We start from the raw sequence: 12,980 nt of genomic DNA, 5'->3' as shown, positions 1-12,980 counted from the left end.
AATGAATTTGAAGGTGAATCCGAAAATTGTTGTGAGTGTTGTATATGTAACTGCGATGTTTATGGCTGCTATGGATGCAACGATTGTAAATGTAGCACTGCAAACGATTAGTCATGAGCTACAAGTCCCAGCTTCAGCAATGGGGACAGTCAATGTTGGATACTTAGTAAGTCTGGCTGTATTTTTACCGATTTCTGGATGGCTCGGAGATCGATTTGGTACAAAGCGGGTATTCCTAATTGCACTTTCTGTATTTACAGCAGCTTCTGCATTATGCGGATTTGCTGATAATATTACCGCCCTAAATATATTCCGCGTTATACAAGGTGCTGGCGGAGGATTATTGACTCCCGTAGGAATGGCAATGTTATTTCGAACATTCTCACCACAAGAAAGACCGAAGATTTCTAGGTTTATTGTTTTGCCTATTGCTGTTGCGCCAGCAATAGGGCCAATTGTTAGTGGATTCTTTGTAGATTATATGTCTTGGCGCTGGGCATTTTATATTAATTTACCGTTTGGAATAGTAGCTTTATTAATTGGTACGTTATTTTTAGTAGAGCATATTGAAAAAAATGCTGGGCGGTTAGATTTACCTGGTTTTATACTTTCCGCACCAGGATTTGCAATGTTGATATATGCAATGAGTCAAGGGCCATCAAAAGGCTGGGGTTCCTTAGAAATAATAGGGACAGGATTGGGTGGACTTTCGCTTATTATTTTCTTTGTGTTTGTTGAACTTCGTGTGAAGCAGCCAATGTTAGATTTACGTTTGCTACAAGATCGTTTATTTCGGAATATGAGTCTCATTTCATTATTTTCGGCTGCTGGATTACTGGGCATGTTATTTATATTCCCACTTATGTATCAAAATGTGTTACATGCATCAGCACTGGAAACAGGGCTCACTACATTTCCAGAAGCAATTGGACTTATGATTTCTTCACAAATAGTGCCTTGGTCGTATAAAAGGCTTGGACCACGTAAGCTAATCTCTCTTGGATTGTTGTGCTCAGCAATCATATTTGTTGTATTAAGCTTCGTGAATCAGGAGACAAACCCTTGGGTGATTCGAATGTTACTATTCGGCATAGGATTTTTCTTAGGTCATTCTGTAGGAGCTGTGCAATTTTCAGCTTTTAACAATATTCATCCATCTTCAATGGGGAGAGCGACAACCATTTTTAATGTGCAAAATCGTTTAGGTTCTGCCATCGGTGTTGCGATTCTTGCGAGTCTTCTAGCTGCTTTTGGAAATCATAATGTCAGTGAAGCTGGAAATGAGAGTGCTAGTATTGTAGCGTATCAAATCGCTCTAATTGGTGCAGCTATATTTCTATGCATTGCATTATTGTTTGCATTACGTATTCGTGATGCGGATGCAATAGCTACATCAAAGAAAAAAACGGCAGTCCAATCAAATGAATCTCATTCAAAAGCAGTCGCGGGTAAATAGCGGAGGTATAATCTGCCCAGGTGTAATGATAAAACTGGATAGAATTCTCTATTACAATAGCAATGATCAAAAGCTAAAAGGGAACTTGTTAGTGGAGATGTTTGTTGAAAGACCGGAATAGATTTCATACTTTTCTTAGTATGAGTATTGGATATGAAAAGGGGAGAATTTTTATGAAGGATTGGGAGATTGTAGATTCAGTACCAAAGCTAAGAAGCCATCATTGCCAAATATGATGGGCTCGAATTTCAGACTTGCAACCTTGGCACTATGATTTACTAAATGACACCGAGCGTGAGAAAGCAAATTTGTTCCATCAGCCTGAGGACCGAGCAAGATTTATGATTGGATGTGCAATTAGTCGATTGGTACTGGGAAAACAACTCGCAATGTCCCCTCTTCAAGTACCCATCGATCGAACCTGTCCAGTTTGTAAGTTAGCACACGGACGCCCGCAATTACCTGTAGGTATGCCGCAATTATCTGTGTCACATTCAGGAGAACGAATTGCTGTTGCGTTTACAACGTCCGCAGCTGTCGGCATAGATGTGGAACAAATAAATTCTAATATTGATGTGCTTAAAATGGCAGTAGGAGTATTAACAGATATAGAAATTGCTCAGCTAGAAAAACTGCCGATTGAAAGTAAAGTTGAAGGGTTTTTAACATATTGGACGCGGAAAGAAGCGATACTCAAGGCGACTGAAGAAGGATTAATGATATCACCTTCTAATCTGACTGTATCAACTCCAGATTATTTACCAGAACTACTTGTTTTTCAGGATAAGCCAGAGTTTGTTGGAACTACAAATTTGATGGATTTGCGACCTGGTTCAGGCTATGTTGCTTCAATAGCTTTATTAAACAAAGATGTAACAGAAATAAGGCAGTTTGATGCAGGGACACTTTTGCAAAGTAGTAGATTTCTTACACATAAATGAGCAGTAACTGATTAGTTGATGGAAGTTTGTAACGATAATAGAATCGATACCTACCATAGTCGTTTTCATATGAGGTAACTTTAAGAATATGTTCCGTCTGAGTTAATACTAGATTATATAAATATAGAAGAGGTGTTAGTCATGTTAGTAGTGGAAAATAAAAAAAGAGAATTGGCTGATGCTGCAGCAGGAAAAGTGGTTAAAGATCTATTGTTTTCTAAAGAAACGCTATCTATCGCATCTTTAGAAAATATTGTGAAAGATACAGTCCAGTTCAATATTGTGGAACAAGAAATGCTAGATCGAAAATATATTCCCAAGGAAGCGAAAAGCTTTTTTGATAAAAATGGAGCATTTCTTTACAGAGTTTCGTCTGTTAGTTATAAGGAGAAGGTGTTATCTGAAAATCTAATTTTTGCCGATACTTCACTTTTACCAATTGAAATGGTTAAAGAATTAGAAACTGGAGACGTACCAATTGAAAAACTAATTGAGGAAATGGACATAAGAAAAAATATGTTATATCAAGGGTATCAACCTTCTGGAAACATTATTGAACTGTTTGATGGCTGCTTATTACAATCTAGTATATATCCTACGAGAAAATATCAAATCGTAAGTAACTGTAGGTGTTTATTTTATATTTGTGAAGTATATCATGCAGATAATATATACGCGGTTATGAAATAAAATAAGAAACCAGCCTAATTGGCTGGTTTCTTATTATTTTACAGCTTCTTTTAATTCTTTTCCTGCTTTAAAGGCTGGAACCTTCCCGGCTGCAATTTGAATTTCTTCACCTGTTTGAGGATTGCGACCTGTACGCGCAGTTCTTTCGCGTACCTCAAATGTTCCAAAACCAATAAGTTGTACTTTGTCACCAGTCTGTAAAGCGTTTGTAATTGCATCAAATACAGATTGAACAGCTAATGAAGCCTCTTTTTGTGAGATATCGGCTGTTTGAGCCACATTTTTAATTAATTCAGTTTTGTTCATTTTTTTCACCTCATATAAATATTTTTGTCTAGGTTTGTTTTTGTAATAAGTGATAGCATGTAGCAATATTGTTGAAAGCATTGATAGAATCACATTGTTATCTTAAGTTCGGTGAAAGAAGCGGAATCCCTGCAAAGTATTGATGAATTTATTTTTATCCCGTAAAAGCCCGATTGGTGAGGGTTGATAATCAGTAGGGGATGAAGAAAACCCCCACTGATTAAAGTTTCACTTTATTGCCTCTTTAGAAAGAAGGGTTTATATAGAAAATAATAAATTTACTTTATAAAATAGAAGAAAGGAGGAATACAATTATGTTATCTTTAGTAATTATTGTCTAAAAAGAAATATGTAGTAAAAGTATGAATAATAGCAGTATTACCAAGTAATAGAGGGAAGAATACAGTAAGTAGTTATAGAGGGCGAAACAGCTAGTCTTAGAAGCCCTCTTCTCGCAAGGCAATTGTCATACGAAGATAGCCATATTTTTTGTGTTTTATGTGAATCGCTTGAATTTGTTCACGCAATGTATCATCCTGTGAAAAACGTAATTTTCTTTGCGTACGTGTTGAACGCCTCTTATAGTAGCTAGAACAATTTAACTGAGCAATGACGACAAGCCAGATTACCTTGTATCGAGAACGTAGTTCTTCAATAATCTCGTACTTAGTCGTTTGAGCAAGGACACCTCCTACAGATTTGGATACTGTTTTTTTAGTACGCCACCTGTGCCTTGTAGTATTCCAATTCTTCTTCCATACTATCGAATTTCGTACGAGGATGACCTTTCAAGGGGTTTTTGAAGTCCCCCTATTACCACTACTTTTCCCCCGTGAGTCTGAAATACCGCCTGTTTCTTGATATTTCCTAACCCAATCTATTAGTTGCGTTCTACTTTTAAGTCCATATTTCTTCGCTATAGCTGATTGACTATCCTCACCATTTAAAAAACTTTCTACGGCTTGTATCTTTAATTCATCTGAATAAGTTTGAAATGTAGCCCCTTTTTTAGCCATAATAAAATCCCCTCCAAGTAGAAGTGTAACATCCATGTTTGTTCATGGTCTTTTTACACTGTCTACCTTAAGGGGATAATATCATTTTTAGGTGTCTTTTTTCTATTTTAAATACGATATGTTGACAACGCACTTGTACGTAATAGAATGTTACAGTTATACATTAACTTCTAAAGAAAAGTTGTAAACTCTTTTCTTAATTCATATGTAATAAACCTTATTTCAAAGTTTTATTGGTATAACAAATAAAACTTTCTCAATATTATTTTGTTTAATAACTATATTCATCTGCTTTCCAATCCATTACAATAATTTCACATTGAAAATACATGAATATTCTCAATGTTTTAAATGGTTTATATTTTATAGGATTACTAAGGAAAAGGATGTGAAATGCCCAATAAAAAATAGTGTTTTATGATGAAATAAAAGATTTTAAAGAAAAAAAGTTATTTTATTATCCTCAGGCGGTCTTAAAGTACATGCATTCATAGTTGCTATGGGACAAGGAATACAATCTAAAATTTTGTGGATTGGAAGTAAAATAAGTTAATCATTTATGGAGGGGAATATGAGCGAGCAAATTTATTACTGGTCTCCTATTAAGCATTGGGAGAAGTTGCATAATGAAGTTTTGATAGGAGAAACGAAATTTCCAGGTGTTCTGTCTGATTGGTTTCCTGAGCTTTATTTTTTGACTCAAAAAGGTGTGACGATTAGTGAGCTAGTAGAGCGCTTTTCGTTAGGAAATGAGGGAGAGACACAAAAAATAGTAGAACTTATGATAAAGAATCGGGTGTTAGTAAGTAACATATTACATCCAAGAGAAGTATTTTCCACACAAGAAAAAATTTTTCCGAATCCATATAGCAATCAGATTCGCTTCTCTAAAGAGGAACTAGATAAGTATATTAGTGAACAATTAAATCGAACGCACCCTGCTGCGCGGTCAACCGGAATTCAACTTGAAAAAACAAATGAGCTGCCCGCCATAATCAGGGAGCGTAGATCTTGCCGCCAATTTGATATGAACAAACCTATTGCTTTTTCTGAATTTTCTAAGTTTATTTCTACTCTTAAACAGGTTAAGGAAGAAAAAACATACTATCATTACGCAAGTGCGGGTGGACTCTATCCCATTGATATCTTTGTCTATATAAAACCAAAACGTATAGAGGGTATGAAAGCTGGTTTTTATTATTATAGTCCATCAGAGAATAGTCTTTTAATTGTAAATAATATTGACCAAGTAATCAAAAGTGATCATGAGCTAATTAACCAGGAGTTATTTAACCAGTCTGCCTTTTCGGTTTATTTAGTCTATAATGCGAACGCTTCCATTCCGAAATACGGTTCAGATGGATATTTATTTGCTTGTATTGAATCAGGTATCATCACTGCTACCTTAAATATGGTAGCTGAGACATTAAATTTAGGAGTTTGTTCCGTTGGTCATATGAAATTTGAAGAGATTCAGCACTTTTTAAGTTTGGATAACCATCAAGTATTTCTCCATGGGCTTGAAGTTGGCTTGAAAATTAACAAATAGATGAAATGAATATTAGGGGGCTAAAGATAAAAATGCACATTAAAGATCGAAGTTCGATTCATGAGAATAAAGTGGTAGAAGCATTTTGGAAGGAGCAATTATCTTCCGAGGTTCTCGATTTTTCTTTATTTAATAGCGGTTATCAATTTAATAAAGATAATCCATGCGACCATATTCAAGTCATTATGGATTCAGAGCTTAGTCAAATTATACAAAAAGTAAGTAAGTCTCAGGATATACTTTTATTTAGCTGGTTACAGGCCGCATTAAGGGTTTGCTTGGCACATTATACAGATCAAGAAAAGATTACAATTGGGGTTCCTGTAATTGAAAAAAATGATGAACAGAGGAAGAATCGTAATGATTTGCTTCCTATAGGAAGTGAAATCTATCCGCATCAATCCTTTAAGAAAGTGGTAGATCAAGTTGAACAAACGACTTTATTCGGGTATGACAATCAGAGTTATCCGCTCCCTGAATTATTAGCGAAACACCATTCAACTCCTTTTCAAATCGTTTTTGGGATGGAAAGATTACATAATAAAAGTTTGATAGAAGAATGCTCAGAGAATAATTTAGCTATCTGGATACGAAGAAAATGGAATGAAATACATAATGAATTTGAATTTCAAATTTCTTTCAAGTCTCATTCTCTTTCTTCGTTGCAACAGTTTGCCAAATCTTATCTTTATGTTTTAAAGCAAGTGTTAAAAAATCCGAATCTGGCTGTGAAAGATATCTGTATTATTTCGGAAGAAGACAAAGAGTTGCTAGGAGGGTTTAATCAAGTTCAGACAGGCATAGACTTGTCTCAAACATTTCAGGATTTGTTTGAGGAGCAAGTGTTGAAAACCCCAGATCAAATTGCTGTTATTTGTAATGATCAATCTTTGACATATAGAGAATTAAATAAGAAAGCAAATCAATTGGCTTCTATTCTCCAAAGTAAAGGTGCATCGAAAGAAAGCATTATTGGAGTTATGGTAGATCGTTCATTGGAAATGATCATTGGCATGATGGGGATTTTAAAAGCAGGAGCAGCATATTTACCAATCGATCCTCACTATCCAAGTGAACGAATTGAATATATGTTACAAGATAGTCAAGCCAAATGTTTGCTGAGCAAGCGAACAGAGGTAGAATTTCCACAATTTGCTGGTGAAGTGCTGTATCTTGATGAGGAACATCTCTTCCAAGGTGAAGAAAGCAATTTAGTTCGAGAAAGTGATCCTAATGATTTGGCTTATGTTATTTACACATCAGGATCAACAGGAAATCCAAAAGGCGTAATGGTGGAACAGAAATCTCTTGTCCATTTTTTAAGCGTTATGAGAGAAAAAGTAAAAGATAATCAGTCGTTCTTGTTTCTTGCTAGTGTTTCTTTTGATATTTCTTTGTTAGAAATATGTCTTCCTTTAACTCAAGGTTCGAAAGTAGTCATAGTTACAGAGGACCAGTTTGCAACAAAAGAATTGGCTCATTTGGTTAAAGAACATAAGGTGGATTTATGGGAATCAACCCCATCAAGAATGGAAGTGATTTTGAGTGATCCAGAAGGGGCAGATTTTCTACAAGATTTAAAGTCCATTTTGTTAGCAGGAGAAGCATTTTCAATTGATTTAGTTGAAAAAATTAGAAGCATCAGTGAAGCGAAAGTTTTAAATATCTATGGTCCCACAGAAACAACCATTTGTGCAGCAGTAAAAGATTTGAGCACGGCCAAAGAAGTGACGATTGGAAAACCTAATCCCAATTATCGTTCCTATATATTGAATAAGTATGGTCAATTGAAACCTTTTGGAATACCGGGCGAGCTCTGTATTGCTGGCGTGGCAGTAGCCCGGGGGTATCTTGGTAAATCTAAACTGACAGATGAAAAATTTGTCCTGAATCCTTTTGTAGCAGGAGAAATGATGTATCATACGGGTGATTTCGTTCGTTGGTTGCCTAATGGAGAATTTGAATATCTCGGTCGAATGGATCATCAAGTGAAAATTCGGGGGTATCGGATTGAATTAAGGGAAATCGAAGCTCAGTTAAGGAAATATCCAAAGATAAGCCAAGCTATTGTTGTTGATCAGGTATATGGAAACAGGAAATTATTAGCCGCTTACTATGTATCGGATAATAAGGTCCCTTTTGAAGAGCTCAGAAAATATTTAAGCAATAAATTACCTGAGTTTATGATTCCTGAAAAAATAATTCAGGTAGAAGAGATTCCATTGAATCCAAATGGGAAAGTAGATCGAAAAAGGTTATTGGATGTAACTCAAATAGATTACGTATCTATTCCATACGTTGCCCCACGAAATGAAATTGAAGAGAAATTGGTACAAGCATGGGGAAAAGTGATGGAAATCGAGCGGATCGGTATTCATGATAACTTTTTTACTTTAAGAGGAGAATCGATTAAAGCACTACAGATTATCAATTTATTAAGAAAAGACCATTTGAAAGTAAGTACAACGGATTTTTTCAAACATCCCACGATTGCTCAACTAAGTTCTTATGTAGAGGTGGAGCATAAAGAAGAATGCTTAGATAATATGCCAACTCGTGTTAAAGATTTGTCCAAGCCATTTCCCTTAACGGAAGTTCAGACAGCCTACATGTTAGGACGGAATTCACAGTTTGAATTAAGCGGTATTTCACCTCAAACGTATTTTGAATATGAAACAAAATTGGATATCAATCGTCTTTCGCAAAGTTTTCAAAAAGTAATTCATCGTCATCCAATGTTACGAGCTGTAATCTTGCCAGAGGGAAAACAACAAATTTTACAAAACGTTCCTAATTATCAGATTGAAATAGAAAGTCTCATTGGTTTAGATGATAGGAAACAAAGTGTTCGCTTGCAAGAAGAACGTTCTCGAATGACTAACCATGTATTTCCTTTGGGGCAATGGCCTTTGTTTGAATTGAAAGCCTTTCTTTTAAAAGAAGACACTTATTTGTTATGTTTTCGATATGATGCTTTATTGATGGACGGGGCAAGCATGAACATCGTTGGACATGATTTGTTTCATTATTATTACAAACCAGATCAAAGTTTGGATTCTCTTTCTTTTGATTTTCAAGATTACATGTTTATCTATGATGAAATGGAACAAAGCAAAGAATATAAAACAGCAAAAGATTATTGGACAAGTAAGCTTCCTGACTTTCCGTTTGCTCCTTCTTTGCTGTTAAAAAAGGATCCGGTAGAGATTGCTACTCCTACATTCCAATCACTTACTAAGATCCTGGACAATGAAAAATGGACAAAGTTACGAAAGTTAGCACAAGAGAAAGAAGTAACTCCTTCCGCTCTACTTTGTACGATATATGGTGATGTGTTGGCATATTGGAGTAATCAACGTCGATTGGCAATTAATTTGACTGTATTTAATCGTTATCCTGTTCATGAAGAAGTAGAGCAGATTGTGGGAGATTTTACTTCACTCATTTTATTGGATGTTGATGTGAATCCAGAGCAATCTTTCTTTACTAGAGTAAAACAAACTCAATCTACTTTATTAGATGGCCTTGAACATCGGCATTACGATGGAGTTAACTTTATTCGAGATTTTACTCGATATCACCAAATGACGCCAAAAGCAGTTATGCCAATTGTTTTCACCTCGATGCTAGCAGGTGTGGGTGCTTTTGCTTGGGAACAGCTTGGTTCTCTTCGCCATATTCACGCTCGGACTCCACAAGTGTATTTGGATAATGTGGTAATTGAAAAAAATGGAGAGTTATTAATTAGCTGGAACTATGTAGAAGAATTGTTTGATGCTGATGTGATAGAAGCAATGTTTTCCCAATTTGTCGACTTGTTGGAACAATTGGTGAAACAAAGTGACGTAACCTATTTGCAAATGAAAGAATCGGATCAAACTTTAATTGAGCAATACAATCAGACAACAGAAAAAATACCTTCTACTACTCTGTATCAATTATTCACAGACCAAGTAAAGCGTACACCGGATGAAGTAGCAGTAGTCTTTGAGCAAGAATGGTTAACTTACTCAGAGCTTCATAAGCGCTCCAATCAAGTTGCGCACTACTTGCAAGAACAAGGGGTTGGTTTAGGGGACAAAGTTGGCCTTTTGGCACAGAGGCGAGTTGATACGATTGCTAATATGATGGGGATTTTAAAAGCAGGTGCTGCTTACGTACCCATCGATCCTGATCATCCACTAGATCGACAAACATATATCTTAGAAAATAGCGCATGCAAACTTTTATTAGAACCTAGTCTTTATGAAGAGAAACATTTGTCATTATATACAAATGAAGACCTACCTACTATTGCTAATCCGGAAGATCTTGCCTATATTATCTATACTTCAGGAAGTACTGGAAAGCCAAAAGGAGTAATCATTACTCACCAAGCGGTTGCAAATACCATTCAAGATATCAATGAAAAATACCAGGTAAATGAAGAAGATCGTATTATTGGTATCTCTTCTATGTGCTTTGACCTGTCTGTATACGATATTTTTGGAACGTTAAGCACGGGTGCAATGTTGGTAATGATTCGTGATCCGAGAGACATGCAAGAACTAATCCGTACGGTCGAACGCAGAGGAATTACAATTTGGAATACAGTACCTGCAATCATGGATTTGGCATTGGATCAAGTAGGTACTCATTTTAAAAATTCTTCTTTACGTTTAGTTTTACATAGTGGGGATTGGATTCCACTCTCTTTACCAGAAAAAATAAAACGACATTTCCCGATTGCGGAAGTAATTTCACTGGGAGGAGCAACAGAAGCATCAATTTGGTCAATTTATTATCCAGTCAAACAGGTGGCATCACATTGGAACAGTATTCCATATGGGATGCCTTTGGCAAACCAAACGTATTATGTGTTGAACTATGAAAAGAAAATGTGCCCTGTTAGTGTAATTGGTGATTTATATATTGGGGGAGTGGGTCTTGCTAAAGGATATTTAAATGATGAACAAAAAACGAACGAAGTATTTGTGTCACATCCGGAGCTTGGTCTCATTTACAAGACGGGAGACTGTGGCAGAATGCATCCCGAGGGGTATATTGAATTTTTAGGCCGCCAAGATTATCAAGTCAAAATTCAAGGATATCGTGTGGAATTAGAAGAAATTGTCCATTGTCTTCTCACTTACAAACAAGTCGAACAAGCTGTAGTAATTGATCAGGCAGATGAGAATGGGATGAAATTTTTAGTTGCATATGTGGTAACTGAGCAAAATATAAGCACAACAGAACTACGACAGCATTTGCGAGACCGCTTGCCAGAGTACATGATACCTTCTTATTTTGTTTATCTAGAACGACTACCCTTAACTCCTAATGGGAAATTAGATCGAAAAGGGCTTCCTGCTCCAGAGAAACAAAAAAATGATGTGTTTATTGCTCCAAAAACTGAAATGGAAAAAATATTGACTAGTGTATGGCAAGAGGTACTCAAAGTAGATCAAATCGGAGTAAATGATCATTTCTTTGCCTTAGGTGGAGATTCGATAAAAGCGATTCAAGTTTCTGTCAGACTGTATAGACAAGGATTTGAGTTAGAGCCAAAAAATCTATTTTCGTTTCCTATATTAGGAGACATGGTTCATTTTGTTAAAAAGCTAGACCATTTTTCAAGTTCACAAACAGACGATATAAACAAAAAGAAAGAAAATAAAGTTACATCACTAAATCAACATACACTTAACAAAATAAAAGAAAAAATGCCAGATTTAAAAATAGAACGAATTTACCCATTGGCACCTTTCCAACAAGTTATTTATGAATATGCTGTAGCTGAGCCTGATACCAATGCTTATTTCGAACAAACAATTTGGACGCTTGAGGGGCAATTAGATGTAGATCTCTTTATTCAGTGTTTTCAACAATTAGTTGATCGTCACGATTCTCTAAGAACAATCATCGTGCAAGATGAACAAGAACAACCTTGGCAAGCTGTGCTACATGATGTTCAAATAATTTCAGAGGTAAAAAGCTTGATTGAGATGGCAAAACAAGAACAACAGGAATTCATAGATCAGTGGATGAATGAAAATTTAATTCGAGGATTCAAAAATGATGAACTCATGACCCGTCTCTGTATATTTCTACTAGGGAATGACGAGTATAAGGTAGTTTGGAGTTCCCATCATCTATTGTGCGATGGTTGGAGCGTCAGCATTTTGTTAGACGAATTATTCCAACTCTATGAAACAATAAATGCGGGAACTACAGTAGAGTTACCTACGGTAAAACCTTTTCAAACATTCATAGACTGGACTTTAGCACAAGACCATGAGAAAGCACGTCATTTTTGGCGGGATTATTTATCAGGATACAATCGAAAAATCAGTATTCCTAAGAAGAAAGTACCAACTCAAAGTGAAGGGTTAAATTTCACATTTATGGATTTAACGTTAGATAGGGATTTGACTAATCAGTTACAGACATTTGTAACCAAAAACAATATAACTGTGAATTCGGCATTACTAGCTGTATGGGGAATATTGCTTGGCAAATACAACGGAATGAAAGAAGTAGTATTACCTAATCTAGTATCAGTCAGACCTCCCGAAGTAGAAGGGATTGAAAATATGTTTGGTCTGTTCACAAATGTTTTGCCTATCCGGCTAGCATGGACAGAAACACAATCTTTTGTGGACTTCTTGCAAAAAGTACAACTAGAAACATTGAAATGTAATGAGTATGCATACTATTCATTTGTTGAGATACAAAAACAAAGTGAGTTGATCAATCAGTTAACCGACCATCTTTGGGTTTTTGAAAACTATCCAACGAACCCAGAAATCTATTCTTCAAATGAGAATAGAAATTTTGCCATCACAGATTACCAAGTTGTTGATGAGCCGCATGTAAAGTATGGAATTATGTGCTTCCCTGAAGAGAAACTTACAATAAAATTTGGATATGATCAAACTGTATATGAAGCGGAGAAAATACAGGAAATATTGAATCATATCCATCAGTTAATCAACAGGATCCTTCAAAATCCAACACAGACAATCGGTGATTACAAATTATAA

Annotated in this window: 6 protein-coding genes and 1 pseudogene; 5 read left to right on the top strand and 2 right to left on the bottom strand. The window is 35.8% G+C overall.

Annotated elements, in window-relative coordinates; genetic code table 11:
- Position 1 precedes the first annotated feature (1 nt).
- The 3 genes and pseudogenes from AC1M36_RS07900 to AC1M36_RS07890 all read left to right on the top strand — a co-directional run bounded on the left by AC1M36_RS07900 (position 2) and on the right by AC1M36_RS07890 (position 3,087).
- Complete coding sequence (locus tag AC1M36_RS07900) at positions 2-1,456, top strand: MDR family MFS transporter (protein ID WP_336452498.1); 1,455 nt, start codon at positions 2-4, stop codon at positions 1,454-1,456.
- A 173-nt stretch (positions 1,457-1,629) separates the two neighbouring features.
- Positions 1,630-2,397 (top strand): annotated as a pseudogene (locus AC1M36_RS07895) (4'-phosphopantetheinyl transferase family protein).
- Positions 2,398-2,538: 141 nt separating this feature from the next.
- Positions 2,539-3,087 carry a cold-shock protein gene (locus AC1M36_RS07890; protein WP_336452496.1) on the top strand — a complete coding sequence of 183 codons (549 nt, stop codon included), beginning with the start codon at positions 2,539-2,541 and terminating at the stop codon, positions 3,085-3,087.
- 33 nt (positions 3,088-3,120) lie between these two features.
- Here the strand turns inward: AC1M36_RS07890 and AC1M36_RS07885 are convergent, their stop codons facing one another.
- Both AC1M36_RS07885 and AC1M36_RS07880 read right to left on the bottom strand, forming a co-directional pair.
- Positions 3,121-3,393, bottom strand: coding sequence for an HU family DNA-binding protein (locus AC1M36_RS07885; RefSeq protein WP_479845722.1), 273 nt, complete (start codon positions 3,391-3,393; stop codon positions 3,121-3,123).
- A 788-nt stretch (positions 3,394-4,181) separates the two neighbouring features.
- Positions 4,182-4,409, bottom strand: coding sequence for a transposase (locus AC1M36_RS07880; protein ID WP_336452494.1), 228 nt, complete (start codon positions 4,407-4,409; stop codon positions 4,182-4,184).
- 571 nt (positions 4,410-4,980) lie between these two features.
- Here AC1M36_RS07880 and AC1M36_RS07875 point away from each other — a divergent pair.
- Both AC1M36_RS07875 and AC1M36_RS07870 read left to right on the top strand, forming a co-directional pair.
- The gene (locus AC1M36_RS07875) at positions 4,981-5,958 is read left to right on the top strand and encodes a SagB/ThcOx family dehydrogenase (protein WP_479845721.1); all 978 of its coding nucleotides are present in this window, start codon (positions 4,981-4,983) and stop codon (positions 5,956-5,958) included.
- A gap of 32 nt (positions 5,959-5,990) precedes the next feature.
- Positions 5,991-12,980, top strand: a complete 6,990-nt coding sequence (locus tag AC1M36_RS07870; RefSeq protein WP_479845720.1) for an amino acid adenylation domain-containing protein — start codon at positions 5,991-5,993, stop codon at positions 12,978-12,980.

It is taken from the genome of Bacillus sp. Medicinal_06 (assembly GCF_056711665.1).
The sequence above is the reverse complement of the archived record's forward strand: the minus strand, read 5'-3'. Positions and strand labels throughout refer to the sequence as shown.

Coding starts and splice junctions, on each gene's coding strand:
- AC1M36_RS07900 (WP_336452498.1), top strand. CDS start 2: ATGAATTTGAAGGTGAATCCGAAAATTGTTGTGAGTGTTGTATATGTA.
- AC1M36_RS07890 (WP_336452496.1), top strand. CDS start 2,539: ATGTTAGTAGTGGAAAATAAAAAAAGAGAATTGGCTGATGCTGCAGCA.
- AC1M36_RS07885 (WP_479845722.1), bottom strand. CDS start 3,393: ATGAACAAAACTGAATTAATTAAAAATGTGGCTCAAACAGCCGATATC.
- AC1M36_RS07880 (WP_336452494.1), bottom strand. CDS start 4,409: ATGGCTAAAAAAGGGGCTACATTTCAAACTTATTCAGATGAATTAAAG.
- AC1M36_RS07875 (WP_479845721.1), top strand. CDS start 4,981: ATGAGCGAGCAAATTTATTACTGGTCTCCTATTAAGCATTGGGAGAAG.
- AC1M36_RS07870 (WP_479845720.1), top strand. CDS start 5,991: ATGCACATTAAAGATCGAAGTTCGATTCATGAGAATAAAGTGGTAGAA.